This is a genomic window from Vibrio brasiliensis LMG 20546 (assembly GCF_000189255.1).
Taxonomy (GTDB): domain Bacteria; phylum Pseudomonadota; class Gammaproteobacteria; order Enterobacterales; family Vibrionaceae; genus Vibrio; species Vibrio brasiliensis.
Map to the genome: position 1 here is coordinate 49,544 of NZ_AEVS01000001.1, position 19,786 is coordinate 69,329.

A 19,786-nucleotide genomic window follows, 5' to 3' on the forward strand; every position below is an offset into this window, starting at 1 on the left:
ACTAAAACCTAAATATTCAATGGAGTGCGACTGATTCCCTGTTTCAAACAAAATGACAGCCAGTCACCAAGAAAGCGATTGAGTTGTACTTTTTCATCTTGCTGAAGCATTTTGTCATTCGGGTAGTCATATCGAGCATTCACACGTTTGAGATGTTCACAGCTACAAACTTCTGCTACGCGAGCATCGTGGTAGAGCCTGACAGACATTGTTGGCAATGGAAACACTGGAACGTCATCACTTTGACAAATATCGACCAAAGTTGTGTACTTTGTGACTTCGACCACTTGAATCTGGTAAGTCATATAAGCAGCCTGGTAGCAGCGCACGTCACCGACACTCGGCTGATTCGGCAGCAAAGCGTTCAGTTTTGCGTAATTTGTCTCGTACGTGCGCATCAGGTCAGATAAATCAACATGATACGGCTTCTTTAATGCTACTTGTGCCATTGTCTCTTCAAACGTTGCTGGTTAAGCTCCAACCATTGCAATGCAATAATAGAAGCGCCATTTTCAAACTTTCCATCGATGACCCACTGATAGGCCTGTTGGCGAGATACTACGTGAACACGAATATCCTCACCTTCATAGTCTAAACCATGAATGCCATTCGCAGTACTTGCATCGACCTGACCGACGTAAACATCGAGCTTTTCAGAGCAGCCACCCGAGGATGGATAATAAGAGGTCACTTTTTCTAACTGACCAATTTCTACACCCGCTTCTTCAACTGCCTCACGTCGAACAACACTTTCTGCATCTTCTTCGCGGTCAATCATGCCGGCGATGATTTCTAACTGCCAAGGGTTGTCATGTTCGAGTGCACCAACGCGAATTTGTTCAATTAAAACCACTTCATCACGAACCGGATCATAAGGCAGCATCGCCGCGGCATGACCACGCTCAAACATCTCACGCTCTATGGTTTCACTCCATCCCCCTTCAAACAATTTGTGTTTGAAGCGATACTTAATCATTTTAAAAAATCCCTGAAACAGTGTTTCTTTTGAGATTATTTCCACATCTTGGCGAGTAAACTGCTGATGTTGCTGGTCAGACTGTTGCATTTGGCACCTCTCTGAGTGAATCTTATAGTTTACTCAGACCTAAGCGTAACTTCCAAGGACGTGGCTCAACTTTTCATACAATTTTTGCAGTTTAATTTAAATTGATGAATTATATTTATTGCACAACTGGACAGTTAAGTGTAAAACTTTGCAAAGTTTTCGAGTGAATTGCCATCAATTGAGTTAAACTCTTGATGACTAATATTTTTCGTTTTTTGGCAGGAATTAAACCTATGAAGAAACTGCTTCCACTAGTTATCAGTGCAGCATTAGGCAGCCTAAGCACTAACGCTTTCGCTGATACTCTGGCAGACATCTACAATCAAGCAAAAGAGAATGACCCAACGCTACTTAGTGCCGCTGCTCAACGTGATGCCGCATTTGAAGCTGTAACCTCTAGTCGTGCAACTCTTCTTCCGCAGATTAATTTGACTGCTGGTTACAACATTAACCGTAGCGATCTTGATCCAAGAGAAAGCGACAAGCTCACAGCCGGTATCAGCTTCTCTCAAGAGCTTTACCAACGTTCTAGCTGGGTAGCACTTGATGTGTCTGAGAAATCGGCTCGTCAAGCGGACGCTTCATACGCAGCCGCACAGCAAGCTCTGATCCTGCGTGTTGCAACGGCATACTTTGACGTACTACGTGCTCAAGACAACCTAGAGTTTGTTCAGGCAGAGAAAGCAGCGGTTGGCCGTCAGTTAGAGCAAACTAAGCAGCGTTTTGAGGTTGGTCTATCAGCAATCACTGACGTACACGATGCTCAAGCACAGTACGACGCAGTACTCGCTGATGAAGTATTGGCACAAAACAGTCTGGTAAACAGCTACGAAGGTCTGCGTGAAATTACCGGCCAAGAGCACTCGAATCTTGATGTTCTTGATACTAAGCGTTTCTCAGCAAGTAAGACGTCTACAGCAATTGATGCACTAGTAAACGAAGCCCAAGAGAAAAACTTAAGCCTACTATCTGCACGTATCGCGCAGGACGTAGCGAAAGACAATATCTCACTAGCCAGCTCTGGCCACTTACCATCTCTAACTTTAGATGGTGGCTACAACTATGGCGACGAGAGCAATGATAACGCGAGTTATGTTGGTGATTACAATGACTTTAATGTCGGCGTAAACCTAGTTGTGCCTCTATACACTGGCGGTAACATCACTTCGCAAACTAAGCAGGCTGAATACAACTATGTTGCAGCTAGCCAGGATCTAGAAGCGTCTTACCGTAGCGTTGTTAAAGATGTTCGCGCATTCAACAACAACATCAGCGCTTCGATTGGTGCTCTGCGTGCTTATGAACAGACTGTCGTTTCTGCTCAGTCAGCACTTGAAGCAACTGAAGCTGGTTTTGATGTTGGTACTCGTACCATCGTTGACGTTCTAGATTCAACTCGTCGTCTGTACGATGCGAACAAAAACCTATCTAACGCTCGTTATGATTACATTCTAAGTGTTCTTCAGCTTCGTCAGGCAGTTGGTACACTAAGCGAACAAGACATCCTGGATGTTAACGCTGGTCTGAAAACAGCGAGCAAATAACTCACTGTTCAAGAATTAAAAAAGGCTTGCTCCACTGGAGCAAGCCTTTTTGTTTATCTGCCGTTGTCGTTAGTAAACCGTATCAACTTTTACGTTTTTCTCGACTAACCAGTCGACTTTGTCGTCGCGTTTGATCTGAAGTGCAATATCAACCGGTTGCTCGATATTGACTGGGATTTGCCATACAAACACCACTTCCCACTGGTTCTGATTATGGGTACGCATTTCTAGCAAGTCCCCTTCAATAATCCAGCTTTGGTCACCTTGTTGAATGGTGACGCTTTCAACATCCAGCTCTGCAGGTAAAGCTTTATCCGACTCTAAATACAGAGCGCCGTGAAGCGTGCTGTCCTGTACCGAACCAATCGTCGGCATCTTGTTTATCCACAAATTACTTTTCAGTTCGACTGTGGTATCCGCGATTTCGATCTGATTACCCTGCTCCCAACCTATTTGTTGAGTGGTACAACCCACCATTAACGCCACACCGAGTGATAGCACTGCTAACTTTTTCATTTGATTCACCTTTGTCGTTACGAGTGGTGTTGCAACCATTCTTTCAAGATTTGAATATCATTTTCATACTCATTCTTAATTTCTTCAACCCAATCATCGATATTTTCCCACCACGTAGGGAAGTCTGGCGACTGCGCCTTCTGCGCGACACTTTGGATATGTTTCAAACCAATTGAGCCTGCGGCGCCTTTAATCTTATGAGCTTCTGAAACAATGCCGTCCTGATGCTTGGCGATCATATTTGAATCAAGCACTTGCAAATACTCAGGCATCATATCTTCAAACATCTCAATACTGCTTAACACTGGCTCAGGTCCAACGATACCGACATAGGACTCAAGCATATCCAGATCGAGAATACGTGAGTAAATCTCTCCCCCCTCTACAACCACTTCTGGCTCAACTGCTTGTTGAACTGCTGGCTCACTGTCCCCCTGAGTAAATTTAGCCAGGACATCTTGCACTGCCGTCACCGATAACGGTTTACTGATCGCGTCGTCCATGCCTTTGTCGAGATACTCTTGCTTGTTCTTAAGCACGTTCGCTGTCAGCGCAACCAATGGTGGTAGGTCGGAATAGGTTCGTCTAAAGTATTCCGCAACATCAAAACCAGTCATATCCGGCAACTGGATATCAAGGAAGACTAAGTCATAGATTTCCGGATCAAACATCTCCATCGCTTCCATTCCTGTCATGGCAACAGAGACTTCATGGCCCATGCTTTCCAGTAACGAGCGGGCCACGGTAATGTTTAGTTCAATATCCTCAACCATAAAGATATTGAGCTCTTGCGACTGAGCTGGTGCAGCCACTTGCAACTCTTGATCGTTTGCCAGTGGCACACAAATCGTCACAGTAAATGTGCTACCAAATCCTTCTTCACTCGACACCGTAATGTCGCCATCCATCATATTGATTAACTGCTTAGAAACCGCCAGACCGATACCTGTACCGACGGCGTGAAGGTTGTCTTTACCGGACTTAACCTGATAGTACATAGCAAAGATCTTCTCTAGCTCAGCTTCTGGAATACCAATGCCGCTATCTTCAATTTCCATCGTGATATGAGCGTGCTCGTCAGTCACTTCTGAGCTAACCGTCATCACCACGCCACCCTCTTTGGTAAACTTCATCGCGTTACTGATAAGGTTCCAGAGCACCTGACGCAGACGCGTCGCATCCACTTCTATTGCACTTGGCAATTCGCTGAGGCGTTCCAAATCAAAGCGTAGACCTTTTTGCGAAGCCATCAGCGCCGAGATACTTTCCATTTCGGCGACAAACTCTTCAAAGTTGAGTGTCGATGGGAAAAGCTCCAGTTTACGGCGGTCGAATTTATCCATATCGATAATATCGTTAAAGATATTGCCTAAGGTGATGGCACTGACGTTAATGGTCTGCATATGATTACGTTGCTCTTCAGTGAGCTGGGTATCAAGCAGCATACGACTCAAACCAACGATACCATTCAGAGGTGTACGCAGCTCGTGACTGATAGTCGATATAAAGGTGGTTTTGTCACGACTGGCTTTTTCTAACGACTCTTCGTGGCGTTTGCGCTCAGTGATATCACGCCCAAAACCGACCAAACCGAGGTGACGCCCCTCTTTACTGTAGAAAGGTACTTTACGCAATTCAAAGTAGTTCTTATGGCCATCAGGATACTCAAGCCACTGTTCATAAGTGAGTGTCTGGTTATCAGAGAAGACTTTTTGGTCGGTATCGACAATTTGTTGCGCGACTTCTTTGCTGTAGACATCCCAAGGAGTAAGACCGACTAGCTGACTCTCTTTTTTGCCAGTTAGCTCTTCCATAGCGCGGTTACAGCCGGAGAATACCCCGTCAGCATTTCGGTAGTAGATCAAATCCGGTGAGGCATCGATAAAGGAGCGCAGAAGGGCAGTTCTTTCCGCCAACTCTACCTGAGTTTTTTCACGCTGGTAGACCTCATCTTCAAGATCTTTCATTGCTTCTTCACGGGCTTCTTCCGCTTTAATCCGCTCCTCAATCTCTTGATTAAGCTTAGCAATATTCTGTTGTAGCTTATGATTAAGTTCCTGATCTCGCGAACGCATGTCTTTGAGTTTAGAGACTAATTTGGAGAGGCGTTGACGTGACTCTTCGAGCTGATCGACGACGACTGACAGAAAGTAAACCGCCCAGGGAGTGATTAATAAACCAAAGAAAACTGAGCGTACGATGTCGATATCATCGACGTGCCCACTTAAGACAAGAGTAATACCTACCTGGACAACAACGGCGAGTGCCACTAAAGCCAGAGCAAGGAGAATAGAAAAACGCAGGATGCCCAGTTTAACTAACAGATCGACATAATACTGAGCAAGATTTTTAATCGGCTTCATTGAGAACTCCGCGCGGTAACAGTAGCTAAATCTTACCTGTTTTAGCTACTGACAGCTAAAAGAATCCTTACATTAGAAAGCGTTAATTCTCTGATGTGTGATGCACACAGGTTTGGTTTCGACCGTTAGCTTTGGCTTGATAAAGTGCGCTATCTGCCAGGGCGATAATGGTTTCGCTACTTGTCATCGGTTGAGGGACAATAGAAACCAAACCGATACTGGTCGTGATCTGATTGGAGATCTTAGACTTCCTGTGTTCAAGCCCAAGTGCAGCAACCCCTTCATGGATGCGCTTAGCGACCTGTAACGCCCCTTCCGTAGTAGTATTTGGCAGAATAAAACCAAACTCTTCACCACCGTAACGGGCAACACAGTCACTGGAGCGAGTAAGCACCTTTTTGAACACTTCACCGACCTTGATTAAGGCATCATCACCGCGTTGGTGGCCGTAGAAGTCGTTATAGCCTTTGAAATAGTCAATATCACACAGGATAACTGTCAGCGGCTGCTGTTCACGAATATGTAGGTGCCACAAGGTTTCAAGTTGCTCATCGAAGCGACGACGGTTGGAGATCTGGGTCAGTCCATCAATGAAACTTAAGCGCTCTAACTCCTGGTTGGCCTCTTCCAGTTTTTGCTCTGCCAGATAACGCTCAGAGACATCCCGGGCCATTATCAGTACCCCATTGGTACCAGAGGCAGGATCTCTGAATGGCGATTTCACAACGTCATACCAAATGTATTCTCCATTGCTGCTAATCACGCGGTCGATATAACGTAGCGATTTACCTTCATAGAGAACTTTATGGTCTGTTTCAGACAGACGTTGATAGCTTTCGTTTGGAATCACGTCTTGTAGACGTTTACCAATCAGATCATTAACTTCGGAGATACCTAACGCTTTGACGAACGGCAAATTACACGCTTGATAAACCATGTTTTCATTAAAGATACCAATCGAGTCAGGGCTAGATTCAAGGATGTTTTGTAAGATTGTATCCCGCTGAGCCAACGCAACTTCGGTATCTTTACGCTTTTCCATCTCGTCGCGTAAGTTCTTCTGCATGTCGTGCCAGTCAGTCACATCATGGCTAATACCGATCGTGCCTAACTTCTCACCATCCGAAGACAGCAGGATATTTTGGTAACTTTCTAACAAACAGCTTCGACCGTCAGGTGTCACTGTCCAGCGTCGTTTACTAGCACGACCTTTAATCACACCTTGAATATCCGCCGCCCCTTCCTCTTCGCGGTTATGCCAAAAACGCTGAAAAGAGCGGTTGGTTGAAATGATTTTACCGTCATTGTTTTTGATAAAGACCAGTTCGGATAAGTTATCAAAGGCACTTTTAACCATGGTCAGCGAGTTAATCTCTTTCTTCAACTCCATATCCGTTAAGTGGTGAGGAGAAAAATAGAGTAACCAGGTCGCGCGGCGACGATAGATCGTCTTATGACCAGACACATCCAGCTTTACCGCCCGACTCTCTGAAATCGGCCAACTTAACATGTGTGCGGAGAAGCGCTTACCAGCAAAAGGAGAAGTAATAGAGAGAAGGAACTGAGGCGTAACCAAACTCGGCAGCATAAAGCTTTTACCTACTTTGCGTACGCCTAGTAACTGATTTGCCGCAGGGTTGGCGAGCAGGAGCTCACCTGTCTTACTGTCGACCAAAAGCAACGCATTTGGCGTTGTCTCAAGCAATTCAATTAAGTGAGATTGATTCTTAGCGTAAATGGCAATTGCCGCCAAAGTAGCAAGTAGGATGACTACAAAGTCAAAACCATGCCCGTGGGTGCTATCCCACAACCAAACCAATACTTGCTCCATTTAAAAACTCTAACTTAATTATTTATCTTTTATAAGGGTACAAAAGATATCAGCTTATTGCTTAATAATCAGCCTTTAATATCGGCTTTGTGTATACAAATGGTTGAGCTATCAAGGAGCCTTGTGCCCCCAGTTGATGTAGTGAACGACCAATCTCTGTCATCGCTAACCATCGGTTTTCACACCAAAGTGGTGCTAACAGAGTTGGACGACGCGCCGCAGATGAAACCCTATGATAAATCACCTCAGGTGGCGTCATGCGGATCAGCTCACTAGCGATGGAGACATACTCTTCTAGTTCTGGGGCTGCAAGTTTACCTGCTTTCCACGCTTTAGCCATGGTACTTCCCTCAACAATATGCAAACCATGCAGTTTAATACCGTCAGTCCCTACCTCCAGAACCTGCTGCATAGTCGCGATATTGTCCTGGCGCGTCTCTTTAGGTAAACCAACAATCAAATGGGTACACACCTTAATACCAAGCGCCCGCGCACGACGGGTGATCTCTGCATAGCATTCGAAATCATGGCCTCGATTAATTCGCTTCAGGGTATGGTTGTTTGCTGTCTGTAAGCCAAGCTCAAGCCAGATCTCATAGCCTTGCTCGACGTAACCTGCCAGCAATTCAAGAACCGAATCTGGAACACAATCCGGTCGGGTACCAACACACAACCCAACGATATCTGCAGCTTCAAGGGCTTGCTCATACATGTTCTTCAGCACCTGTACTTCAGCATAGGTGCTGGTATAAGCCTGAAAATAAGCGAGATAGCGTTTTGCTCGTGTAATCTCTCCTGCTCGGTCAGTTAACTGGTCATGGATGCTTTTTATCTGAGCTTCTTCATCAGCAAACGATGCCACATTACAAAATGTGCAGCCGCCACGACCAATCGTGCCATCTCGGTTCGGGCAGCTAAAACCACCGTGCAAAGTCAGCTTGTGAACTTTCTCGCCATATCTTCTTTGTAAGTCTTGGCCAATGGTGTTGACCAGTTCGTGAAGTTGCATCTTTACCCTTAAGCCAAATCGAAATAAATATCATTAAGATCTATGTAATTTAATTACAATCTTGAAAGCAATTTGGGAAGGAATGTAACGATTTCAAACAGGATAGGAGTTAAGCAAAGTCAATAAACATGCAGAAAATATGTGCCTCAAGCAAATTGTTAAGCAAAAGTTAAACATATTATCTATTTATAACGCAAAAAAACTGGGCAACAAGGACGAGTTTTGATTGCATTTTGTGCTGACTAAATTGTAGGATACTTACAGATTTTGCTACTTTTTGTATTTTTTTATTACATTTAAATGTGGCAAAACATCGGTGAACTCCTACTCCCACCTATATAAATCACTAGATTGTGATAATAAAAAACTGGATTTCACCAAGGATTGTTTTTCTCGCAATATTTTTCCGCGAGAGACGGAATGGAATCAAAGTCGCCCAGCTAGGCTGACTTCGAATCATAAAAATAAAGGACAGGACGTAGAACTAGTTTCGACTAGCCCACTTGCGCCTATTTGAACTGGAAGGATGTATCCATGGTAGATAGAGAGCAAATTTCACAAGGTCTATACACTCCCGAGTTGGAGCATGACGCTTGTGGTATCGGTTTTGTTGCTCACCTAAAAAACCGCAAATCGCACGACGTAGTAACGCAAGCACTTGATATGCTTGCCCGAATGGAGCACCGTGGTGGTCAAGGATGTGATCCTTGCTCGGGCGACGGCGCTGGTATCTTGCTACAAAAACCACACGAATTTCTGTTAGAAGAAGCCGTTAAGCTTGGTATCAAGCTCCCTTCTTTCGAGAAATATGGTGTTGGTGTGGTGCTTTTCCCTAAAGACGAACACAAACGCGCTCAGTGTCGTGACATTCTAGAACGCAATGCACAACGACTAGAGCTTGATGTTATCGGCTATCGTGTACTGCCAACTGATAACTCAATGATCGGTGCTGACCCACTAAGCACTGAACCTCAATTTGAACACGTATTTATTTCTGGTGGTCCGGGCATTACGCCTGAAGAGCTAGAGCGTAAACTGTACGTACTACGTAACTACACGGTTCGAGTATGTCTGGAGAGTGTGTCTAACATTGGTGATGATTTCTACATCAACTCAATGTCATACAAAACGCTTGTTTACAAAGGCCAGCTAACGACAGAGCAAGTACCTCAGTACTTCCTTGACCTTCAGAATCCAACTATGGTGACAGCGCTTGCGCTCGTTCACTCTCGTTTCTCAACCAACACCTTCCCGAAATGGCGTTTGGCTCAGCCTTTCCGTTACATTGCACACAATGGTGAAATCAACACTGTACGCGGTAACCTGAACTGGATGAAAGCGCGTGAAGCGATCATTGAATCAGATCTCTTTACTCAGGCAGAGATCGATATGCTGCTGCCAATCTGTCAGGAAGGTAGCTCTGACTCATCTAACTTCGATATGGCGCTAGAGCTATTAGTTCTTTCTGGCCGTACCTTGCCACATGCGTTAATGATGATGATTCCTGAAGCATGGCAAGAAAACAAAAACATGGACCCAACACGTCGTGCGTTCTACCAGTACCACGCTAACGTAATGGAACCATGGGATGGTCCGGCATCAGTCTGTTTCACCGACGGCGTACAAGTAGGTGCAACTCTTGACCGTAACGGTCTGCGCCCTTCTCGCTACACAGTGACTAAAGATGACTTCCTGGTCATGGCATCTGAGTCTGGTGTTGTTGATATTGCACCAGAGAACGTGGAGTTCCGTGGTCGTCTACAACCAGGCCGTATCTTTGTTGCTGACCTGGAGCAAGGTCGCATTATTTCTGACGAAGAAGTGAAAGACGGTATTGCGAGTGCGCAGCCGTACGAGAAATGGGTTGAAGAGAACCTGCTTAGTCTGAAGAAACTTCCGGACGCAACCAACGAATTCAACCAACCTTCTCCAGAGAAGCTACTCCACAAGCAGCAAGCATTTGGTGTCAGCTCTGAGGAAGTGAACGAAATCATCGTACCTATGGCAAAAGATGGCAAAGAGCCTCTGTCTGCTATGGGTGCTGACTGGCCACTGGCGATTCTTTCGCACCAGTCACAGCATCTTTCAAACTACTTTAAACAGCTATTTGCTCAGGTAACTAACCCGCCAATCGACCCGATTCGTGAGCGTATGGTTATGTCACTGAATACTTACCTTGGTAAGGATCAGAACCTACTCGCTGAGTCACCAGAGCACTGTCAGAAAGTAGAGCTTGAATCGCCAGTTTTATCTAACTCTGAACTTGAAAAGCTGCGTGCTATCGATAACGAGCATCTTCAAGCTAAGACGCTAGATATCGTATTCCAGGCAAGTGAAGACGAAGGCAAACTAGAGCGAGCTCTTAAACGAATCTGTCAATACGCTGAAGACGCGGTTATCGATGGTTACTCAATCATCCTACTAACTGACCGAGCGGTTAACTCTAACCATGCCGCTATTCCTGCAATGCTGGCAGTTGGCGCTGTTCACCACCACCTGATTCGTAAAGGTCTGCGTGCGAAGTGTGACATCGTAGTAGAGACAGGTGACGCTCGTGAGACACACCATTTTGCCACTCTGGTTGGTTATGGTGCGAACGCAGTTAACCCGTATCTGGTTATCGAAACTATGGTCGAGCTGCAACGCACTAAGAAACTTGACCCAGAGACCAACATCCGCGAACTATTCGATAACTACCGTAAAGCAATCAACGGTGGTCTACTGAAGATCTTCTCGAAGATGGGTATCTCTACACTGCAGTCTTACCACGGTGCGCAGATCTTTGAAGCACTTGGTATCAGCAAATCTGTAGTCGATAAATACTTCACGGGTACAGTTTCACGTATCCAGGGTCTGACTATCGACGATATCGCTAAAGAAGTACTTGTTCGTCACCGTATCGGCTTCCCGACTCGTGAAATCCCAGTACAGGTACTTGATGTTGGTGGTGTATATCAGTGGAAGCAGCGTGGTGAGAAACACCTGTTTAACCCTGAAACTATTTCACTACTACAACAGTCAACACGTAACAAAGACTACGCTCAGTTCAAGCAATACGCGAAAGCCGTTGATGATCAGGGTGATAACGCAGCAACGCTACGTAGTCAGCTAGACTTTGTTAAGAACCCTGCGGGTTCAGTTCCACTTGAAGAAGTAGAGCCAATCGAAAACATCCTTAAGCGCTTTGCGACAGGTGCAATGTCATTCGGTTCTATCTCATACGAAGCGCACTCTACCCTTGCAGTGGCGATGAACCGCATCGGCGCGAAGTCGAACTCTGGTGAAGGTGGTGAAGACCCAACTCGTTTCGAACGTAAAGAAAACGGCGATTGGGAACGCTCTGCAATCAAACAGGTTGCGTCAGGCCGCTTCGGTGTTACCTCTTACTACCTGACTAACGCAGATGAATTACAAATCAAGATGGCTCAGGGTGCGAAGCCAGGTGAAGGTGGTCAGCTACCTGGTGATAAGGTTGATGACTGGATCGGTGCAACTCGTCACTCGACTCCGGGCGTTGGTCTAATCTCGCCACCGCCACACCACGATATCTACTCAATCGAAGATTTGGCTCAGCTAATCTACGACCTGAAGAATGCTAACCGTGCTGGCCGTGTAAACGTCAAACTGGTATCGGAAGCAGGTGTCGGTACTATCGCATCAGGCGTAGCGAAAGCGAAAGCTGACGTGGTACTTATCGCAGGTTTCGATGGCGGTACAGGCGCATCACCGATGTCTTCGATTCGCCACACTGGTCTGCCTTGGGAGCTGGGCTTGGCGGAAACGCACCAGACACTACTGAAAAACGGTCTGCGTAACCGTATCGTTGTTCAGTCTGATGGTCAGATGAAAACGCCTCGCGACCTTGCAGTAGCAACACTACTTGGTGCAGAAGAATGGGGTGTAGCAACAGCAGCACTTGTTGTTGAAGGCTGTATCATGATGCGTAAGTGTCATAAGAACACCTGTCCTGTTGGTATCGCGACTCAGAACAAGACGCTACGTGAACGCTTTGATGGCCGCGTAGAAGACGTAGTGACATTCTTCCAGTACATGGCTGAAGGTCTGCGTGAAGTGATGGCTGAACTAGGTTTCCGCACTATCGATGAGATGGTTGGTCAATCGCACAAACTGAAAGTTCGTGAAGATATCGGCCACTGGAAATATAAGAACCTGGATCTGTCACCAGTTCTGCACATCGAGCAAGCTCGTGATGAAGATGGTATCTACAACCAAACACAACAGAACCACAACCTCGAGCAGGTTCTGGACCGTCAGTTGATTCAGGCTGCTATTCCGGCGCTTGAAAAAGGTGAAGCAGTTAATGCTGAATTCCCAATCATCAACACGGACCGTTCGGCTGGTACCATGCTGTCGAACGAAATCTCTAAAGTGTACAAAGACCAAGGCCTACCTCAGCCTATGAACGTGAAGTTCAACGGCTCTGCAGGTCAGTCATTCGGTGCATTCCTGGCTAAGGGCGTTAAGTTCGAAGTGGAAGGTGATGCGAATGACTACTGGGGTAAAGGTCTGTCTGGCGGTACGCTTGTGCTTTACCCAGATGCGAAATCGACCATTGTTGCTGAAGATAACATTGTCGTCGGTAACGTCTGTTTCTACGGTGCAACATCAGGTGAGTCGTACATCCGCGGCATGGCTGGTGAGCGCTTCTGTGTACGTAACTCAGGTGCCAAAGTTGTTGTTGAAGGTGTTGGCGACCACGGCTGTGAATACATGACCGGTGGTGTTGCTGTCATCCTTGGCTCAACAGGTCGTAACTTTGCCGCAGGTATGAGTGGCGGTGTGGCTTACGTATGGGACAAAGCGGGTGATTTCGAAACCAAGCTTAACCCAGAGCTAGTGGACTTAGATCCAATTGAGCAAGAAGATCGCGATCTTCTGCTAGAGATGCTGACTAAACATGTCGAGTTCACAGGAAGTGAAGTTGCTCAGTCTTTCCTAGATAACTTTGAAGCAAGCCTAGCCTCTCTGGTTAAGGTAATGCCGCGCGATTACAAAGCGGTTCTTCAAAAACGTAAAGCGGAAGCAGCGCAGGCACAAACGGAAGAAGTGGAGGCAGTATAATGGGTAAGCCTACTGGATTTTTAGAACATGGTCGCGAGCTTCCAAAGAAGCTCGACCCATCAGTTCGTATTGAAGACAACAAAGAGTTCGTTCTTAACGAAGAGTTTGGTGACAAGATCAACACTCAGGCTTCTCGTTGTATGGACTGTGGTGTTCCTTTCTGTCACAGCGGTTGTCCGATTGGTAACATCATCCCTGAATTTAATGACGCGGTTTACCGTGACAGCTGGGAAGAGGCGTGGAACATCCTAAGTTCTACCAACAATTTCCCTGAATTTACAGGTCGTGTTTGCCCATCTCCTTGTGAGAGCGCGTGTGTTCTGGGTATCAACCAAGACCCAATCACCATCTGTAATATCGAGAAAACCATTGTAGAAACTGCGTACCGTGAAGGGTACGCAAAACCTAAAACACCTCGTTCGCGCACAGGTAAGACGGTAGCTATCATCGGTTCTGGTCCTGCAGGCCTTGCAGCAGCAGAGCAGTTGAACAGTGCTGGTCACTCCGTCACTGTATTCGAGCGTGACGAAAAGGTTGGTGGCCTGCTGCGTTTCGGAATCCCTGATTTCAAACTGGGCATGGACGTGATTGATCGTAAGATCAACCTGATGGCTGAAGCTGGCGTAGAATTCAAGGTTAACCAGCATATTGGTGTTGACGTTAACGCTCAGCAATTACGTCAGGAATTCGATGTGGTTCTGCTCACTGGCGGTTCAACCGTTCCTCGTGATTTGCCAGTACCTGGCCGTGAGCTGAAGGGTGTTCACTTTGCTATGGAATTCCTTGGTCAGAACAACCGTCGTGCTAACGATATGGATCTGAAAGGTGAGGAAATTCACGCTAAAGACAAGCATGTTGTCGTGATCGGTGGTGGTGACACAGGTTCTGACTGTGTGGGTACTTCAAACCGTCACAAAGCAGCAAGCGTCACTCAGGTTGAGATCATGCCGATCCCACCAGAGAAGCGTCCGGCAAATATGCCTTGGCCACAGTACCCAATGATCATGAAAACAACCACTTCGCACGAAGAGGGTTGTGAACGTCATTGGAACATCCTGACTAAAGAGTTTATCGGCAACGATAAAGGTCAAGTTACTGGTTTGCGTATTGCAGATATCGTATGGCAAGACGCCAAACCGGGTGAGCGTCCTGGGTTTGAAGAAGTGGCTAATTCAGAGCGCATCATTCCATGTGATATGGCCTTCCTGGCAATGGGCTTCTTACACCCAGAGCCAACCGGTGTACTGGCACAGTTAGATATCAAGCTTGATGAGCGCGGCAACGTAGCAACTGATGGTTTTGCAACTAACCAGAAAGGCGTTTTCGCAGCAGGTGATATGCGTACTGGTCAGTCTCTGGTTGTTCGTTGTATCAACGAAGGTCGTGAGTGTGCAATTGCTATTGATGATTACCTAATGGGTAACTCAAATCTTGAAGCAAAAGCAGACTCATTAATGCTCTCTGCATAGAGTTAACCACCTGGATGACAAATTTTATTAGATTCTAGGTGGTTTCAAATAACCAAACATTCCTTCCAAACTTTTCCAGTTGACCAGTACATTGTGCTGGTCTTTTTTATTTCTCCGACATCCGAATGTTGCAAAATTGTAACAATCAAAAATCTAACCATCTGAATTATATAGACAATTACAGCGTAATCCGTGGTAAATCGTATATTGGCGTGATTTTCCACCAAGAACTTGACCTTTTGCATAATAACCTATACGTTGTGAAGTCGATGAAAATGAATTCGTCTAATTTTGTTAAATGTTTTAATAGCATTTAATGCATATCTATACGATATATAACAATTAAAATGAATAGTTAGTCATACATACCAACCCTTTTGATGTTGGTAGTTCTGTCGGGATGACAGAGAAGCAAAGGGAGAATTGCAATGGCTCTATACGATCCTAGTCTCGAGAAAGATAACTGTGGATTTGGCTTAATTGCACATATGGAAGGTGAGCCAAGTCACAAACTGGTACGCACCGCAATTTCAGCACTTGATCGCATGACCCACCGTGGCGGCATCGCAGCTGATGGAAAAACGGGTGATGGTTGTGGTCTGTTACTACAAAAACCCGACTCTTATCTACGTCTGATAGCTGAAGAGAATGGCTTTAAACTTGGTAAGCAATATGCCGTTGGCATGATTTTCTTTAACCAAGATCCAGTCAAAGCCCAGCAAGCAAAAGACATCATTAATCAAGAACTTGCCCAAGAAACTCTGACAGTATCTGGCTGGCGTGAAGTGCCAACCAATTCTGCAGTATTAGGTCCAATTGCGGCAGATTCTTTACCTAACATTCAACAAGTTTTCATTTCAGCTCCTGCAGGCTGGCGTGAACGCGATATCGAACGACGCCTCTATATTGCCCGTCGTCGTATCGAGAAGCAGATTGTTGATGATAGCGAATTCTATATTTGTAGCCTATCCACTCAGGTAATGGTCTACAAAGGCTTATGTATGCCAGCCGACCTGCCAAGGTTCTATCTGGATTTAGCAGACCTGCGCATGGAGTCGGCTATCTGTCTGTTCCACCAGCGTTTTTCTACCAACACCCAGCCACGCTGGCCATTAGCTCAACCGTTCAGATATCTGGCTCACAACGGCGAAATCAACACCATCCAAGGTAACAGACAGTGGGCTCGAGCACGTGCCTACAAGTTCTCGTCACCACTATTACCGGACTTACAGACAGCAGCCCCATTTGTAAATGAGACAGGTTCAGACTCATCAAGTCTGGATAACATGCTCGATCTGTTCTTAGCTGGTGGTATGGATGTCTTCCGTGCCATGCGTATGCTGGTTCCACCTGCATGGCAAAACCACCCGGACATGGATCCTGACCTACGCGCTTTCTACGATTTCAACTCTAAGCACATGGAACCATGGGATGGTCCTGCAGGTATCGTCCTCTCAGATGGTCGTTACGCTGCGTGTAACCTTGACCGAAATGGTTTACGTCCGGCTCGATACGTTATTACTAAAGACAAGTTGATTACCCTCGCCTCTGAAGTTGGTATCTGGGATTACGCCCCGGATGAAGTTGCAGAGAAAGGCCGTGTTGGCCCAGGTGAGCTCCTGGTTGTCGATACCCGTCGCGGCAAGCTTTGGCAGTCGAGTGAGATCGATAATGACCTTAAAGGACGTCACCCATATCGTGAATGGATGGAGAACAATGTCCATAAACTAACCCCATTCTCGCAGCTCTCTGAAGAGAAAGTCGGTGAACGTAGCTTCGATGATGACCAGCTAAAGACTTACCAAAAGCAATTTGCGATGAGCAATGAGGAAGTCGATCAGGTTCTTCGTGTCCTTGGTGATATGGGACAGGAAGCCGTCGGCTCAATGGGTGATGATACGCCAATGGCGGTATTATCTTCGAAGGAGAGATTGGTCACTGACTACTTCCGTCAGAAGTTTGCTCAGGTAACCAACCCACCGATTGACCCGTTAAGGGAAAAACATGTTATGTCTCTGGCCACCAGTATTGGTCAGGAAATGAACGTGTTCTGTGAAACTGATGGTCACGCTCACCGTGTGACATTTGACTCCCCTGTTCTGCTCTATTCAGACATGCAACAATTGCTTAATCTGAGTGACGAGCACTACCGTAGCACAGTACTTGATATCAACTATGATCCTGAAGATAAGGATCTGGAACAGGCAATCCTGGATCTGTGTGATCAGGCAGAACAAGCGGTTCGCGAAGGTACGGTTCTGGTTGTCCTTTCGGATAAGACATTGCTAAAAGGCCGACTGCCTATCCCGGCTGCGATGGCTGTTGGTGCAGTACAAAGCCGTTTGATCGATGCCAATCTTCGTTGTGATGCCAACATTATCGCAGAGACAGGCACGGTCAGAGATCCGCACCAGTTTGCGGTCTTGCTTGGCTTTGGTGCCACCGCGGTTTACCCATATCTGGCTTATGAAGCACTCGCCAAAGTCATTGATGATGGCGCTCTGACCAAGAGCTACCGTCAAGTGATGCAGAACTATCAAAACGGCATCAACAAAGGCTTATACAAGATCATGTCGAAGATGGGTATCTCTACGGTTGCTTCCTACCGCTGCTCACAACTATTTGAAGCAGTGGGTCTGAGTCAGGACGTAGTGGACCTGTGCTTTAAAGGCGTCACTACCCGCATTCAGGGCGCCAACTTCGAAGACTTCGAGCAGGATCTCTACAACCTGTCTCGCAAAGCCTGGGCGAAGCGCAAACCTATCGACCACGGCGGACTGTTAAAATATGTCCATGGTGGTGAATATCACGCCTACAACCCAGATGTCGTCGGCACCCTGCAGCTAGCGGTGAAATCTGGTGAGAGTTCTGACTACCAGAGCTTCGCCAAGCAAGTGAACGATCGCCCTGTCGCTATGTTGCGAGATCTGATGCAACTGAAGAAGTCTCAGACTCCGTTGCCGTTAGAGAAAATTGAGCCAAGTACTGAACTATTCAAACGCTTTGACTCTGCAGCGATGTCGATTGGTGCCCTGAGCCCTGAAGCTCACGAAGCACTGGCAACGGCAATGAACCGTTTAGGTGGTTACTCTAACTCAGGTGAAGGTGGTGAAGATCCAAGACGCTTTGGTACCGAGCGAAACTCGCGTATTAAACAGATCGCTTCTGGCCGTTTTGGTGTTACACCACACTACCTGACTAACGCAGATGTGCTGCAGATTAAGGTTGCACAAGGCGCTAAACCAGGTGAAGGCGGACAGCTACCGGGACACAAGGTTACCGCTGAAATCGCTAAGCTGCGTTACTCAGTGCAAGGGGTGACACTCATCTCTCCACCGCCGCACCACGATATTTACTCAATCGAAGATTTAGCTCAGCTGATTTTCGACCTTAAACAGGTAAACCCGAAGGCATTGGTTTCAGTCAAGCTGGTCTCTGAGCCGGGTGTTGGCACCATTGCGACAGGTGTTGCCAAGGCTTATGCCGATTTAATCACCATCTCAGGTTACGACGGTGGTACAGCAGCAAGCCCACTCACGTCAGTTAAGTATGCTGGTAGCCCGTGGGAACTTGGTCTGGCAGAAACCCAGCAGGCACTCGTCGCGAATGGACTGCGCCATAAAATTCGTCTTCAAGTTGATGGCGGATTGAAGACCGGTCTTGATGTGGTAAAAGCCGCTATTCTTGGTGCTGAAAGCTTCGGCTTTGGTACTGCGCCTATGGTAGCAATGGGATGTAAGTTCCTGCGCATATGTCACCTGAATAACTGTGCTACCGGTGTAGCAACACAAGATGACACCTTGCGTAAAGAGTACTTCAAAGGCTTACCAGAAATGGTCATGAACTACTTCATTGGCCTGGCTGACGAAGTGCGTGAACTCCTTGCTCAACTTGGTGTGGAGAAGCTTACTGACCTTATAGGCCGTACCGATCTGCTTGAAGCGGTAGAAGGTCTGACTGCGAAACAGAGCAAACTCGATCTCTCTAACATTCTGGAAGCACCTGTCTCTCCACAGGGACATCCGCTTTACTGGACGGAGCCAAACGCCCCATTCGATAAAGCCGAGCTCAACCAGAAAATTTATGACGATGCGATTGAAGCAATAGAAGCCAAACAGTCTGCTGATTTCTTCTATAACGTGATTAACACTGACCGTTCAATCGGTGCCCGCCTGTCGGGTGAAATCGCCAAACGCTACGGCAACCAGGGTATGGCAGCAAATCCAATTAAGCTGCACTTGGATGGTACTGCTGGTCAGTCATTTGGTGTATGGAATGCAGGCGGGGTTGAACTCTATCTGACTGGTGATGCCAACGACTATGTAGGTAAAGGCATGGCTGGCGGTAAGATCAGTATCAAGCCGCACCAGGGGACGGCGTTTAACTGTAATGAAGCGACCATCATTGGTAACACCTGTTTGTACGGTGCTACAGGTGGAAAACTCTTTGCTGCAGGTACAGCGGGCGAACGTTTTGGCGTACGTAACTCTGGCACTATTGCCGTGATTGAAGGTGCTGGCGATAACGCTTGTGAGTACATGACCGGCGGTATTGTCGCGATATTGGGTGCAACAGGGGTTAACTTTGGTGCTGGTATGACGGGTGGATTCGCTTATGTGCTTGATGAGAACGAAGAGTTCGAGGGACGCGTAAACCAAGAGTCAGTAGAAGCCGTTGCTCTGTCTGATCTCTACATTCACCAGGAGCACCTGCGTGGCCTAATCGCGGAACACTTAGAAGAAACTGGCTCGGTACATGCTGAGAATATCCTGGCGAACTTTGATGAATGGATTCCGAAGTTCTATCTGGTTAAGCCTCAGGCAGCAGATCTCAATACTCTGCTGGGTCATCAAAGCCGTAGTGCCGCAGAACTTCGCGTTCAAGCACAGTAATCATGGAGGATGTT

At 46.7% G+C, this 19,786-nt stretch carries 10 protein-coding genes; 4 read left to right on the forward strand and 6 right to left on the reverse strand.

Features of this window, described 5'->3' with window-relative positions:
- Positions 1–8: 8 nt before the first annotated feature.
- Positions 9–449 carry a DUF1249 family protein gene (locus RH46_RS00220; RefSeq protein WP_006877372.1) on the reverse strand — a complete coding sequence of 147 codons (441 nt, stop codon included), beginning with the start codon at positions 447–449 and terminating at the stop codon, positions 9–11.
- Positions 437–1,066 carry an ADP-ribose diphosphatase gene (gene nudF / locus RH46_RS00225; protein WP_006877373.1) on the reverse strand — a complete coding sequence of 210 codons (630 nt, stop codon included), beginning with the start codon at positions 1,064–1,066 and terminating at the stop codon, positions 437–439. Before nudF ends, RH46_RS00220 begins: the two co-directional genes overlap by 13 nt.
- 233 nt (positions 1,067–1,299) lie before the next feature.
- Here nudF and tolC point away from each other — a divergent pair, with 233 nt between their 5' ends.
- Positions 1,300–2,610, forward strand: a complete 1,311-nt coding sequence (tolC, locus tag RH46_RS00230) for an outer membrane channel protein TolC (RefSeq protein WP_006877374.1) — start codon at positions 1,300–1,302, stop codon at positions 2,608–2,610.
- Between the two features lie 69 nt (positions 2,611–2,679).
- Here the strand turns inward: tolC and RH46_RS00235 are convergent, their stop codons facing one another.
- From RH46_RS00235 to mnmL, 4 genes are all read right to left on the reverse strand, one after another.
- On the reverse strand, positions 2,680–3,126 hold the full coding sequence (locus RH46_RS00235; protein WP_006877375.1) for a hypothetical protein: 447 nt from the start codon (positions 3,124–3,126) through the stop codon (positions 2,680–2,682).
- 17 nt (positions 3,127–3,143) lie between these two features.
- Positions 3,144–5,489, reverse strand: a complete 2,346-nt coding sequence (gene arcB, locus RH46_RS00240; protein WP_006877376.1) for an aerobic respiration two-component sensor histidine kinase ArcB — start codon at positions 5,487–5,489, stop codon at positions 3,144–3,146.
- Between the two features lie 82 nt (positions 5,490–5,571).
- Positions 5,572–7,320, reverse strand: a complete 1,749-nt coding sequence (locus RH46_RS00245; protein WP_006877377.1) for a diguanylate cyclase domain-containing protein — start codon at positions 7,318–7,320, stop codon at positions 5,572–5,574.
- Between the two features lie 61 nt (positions 7,321–7,381).
- Complete coding sequence (gene mnmL / locus RH46_RS00250) at positions 7,382–8,329, reverse strand: tRNA modification radical SAM protein MnmL/YtqA (protein WP_006877378.1); 948 nt, start codon at positions 8,327–8,329, stop codon at positions 7,382–7,384.
- A gap of 534 nt (positions 8,330–8,863) precedes the next feature.
- Here mnmL and gltB (RH46_RS00255) point away from each other — a divergent pair.
- The 3 genes from gltB (RH46_RS00255) (at position 8,864) to gltB (RH46_RS00270) (ending at position 19,772) form a co-directional block, all read left to right on the forward strand.
- Complete coding sequence (gene gltB / locus RH46_RS00255) at positions 8,864–13,411, forward strand: glutamate synthase large subunit (RefSeq protein WP_006877379.1); 4,548 nt, start codon at positions 8,864–8,866, stop codon at positions 13,409–13,411.
- Positions 13,411–14,880, forward strand: a complete 1,470-nt coding sequence (locus RH46_RS00260) for a glutamate synthase subunit beta (protein ID WP_006877380.1) — start codon at positions 13,411–13,413, stop codon at positions 14,878–14,880. Before gltB (RH46_RS00255) ends, RH46_RS00260 begins: the two co-directional genes overlap by 1 nt.
- A gap of 428 nt (positions 14,881–15,308) precedes the next feature.
- Entirely contained in the window at positions 15,309–19,772 is a 4,464-nt protein-coding gene (gene gltB, locus RH46_RS00270) for a glutamate synthase large subunit (protein WP_006877382.1), read from the forward strand.
- Positions 19,773–19,786 lie beyond the last annotated feature (14 nt).

What these genes read in the sequence shown, in the direction of transcription:
- RH46_RS00220 (WP_006877372.1), bottom strand. Translation starts at nt 449, where the DNA reads ATGGCACAAGTAGCATTAAAGAAGCCGTATCATGTTGATTTATCTGAC.
- nudF (WP_006877373.1), bottom strand. Translation starts at nt 1,066, where the DNA reads ATGCAACAGTCTGACCAGCAACATCAGCAGTTTACTCGCCAAGATGTG.
- tolC (WP_006877374.1), top strand. Translation starts at nt 1,300, where the DNA reads ATGAAGAAACTGCTTCCACTAGTTATCAGTGCAGCATTAGGCAGCCTA.
- RH46_RS00235 (WP_006877375.1), bottom strand. Translation starts at nt 3,126, where the DNA reads ATGAAAAAGTTAGCAGTGCTATCACTCGGTGTGGCGTTAATGGTGGGT.
- arcB (WP_006877376.1), bottom strand. Translation starts at nt 5,489, where the DNA reads ATGAAGCCGATTAAAAATCTTGCTCAGTATTATGTCGATCTGTTAGTT.
- RH46_RS00245 (WP_006877377.1), bottom strand. Translation starts at nt 7,320, where the DNA reads ATGGAGCAAGTATTGGTTTGGTTGTGGGATAGCACCCACGGGCATGGT.
- mnmL (WP_006877378.1), bottom strand. Translation starts at nt 8,329, where the DNA reads ATGCAACTTCACGAACTGGTCAACACCATTGGCCAAGACTTACAAAGA.
- gltB (WP_006877379.1), top strand. Translation starts at nt 8,864, where the DNA reads ATGGTAGATAGAGAGCAAATTTCACAAGGTCTATACACTCCCGAGTTG.
- RH46_RS00260 (WP_006877380.1), top strand. Translation starts at nt 13,411, where the DNA reads ATGGGTAAGCCTACTGGATTTTTAGAACATGGTCGCGAGCTTCCAAAG.
- gltB (WP_006877382.1), top strand. Translation starts at nt 15,309, where the DNA reads ATGGCTCTATACGATCCTAGTCTCGAGAAAGATAACTGTGGATTTGGC.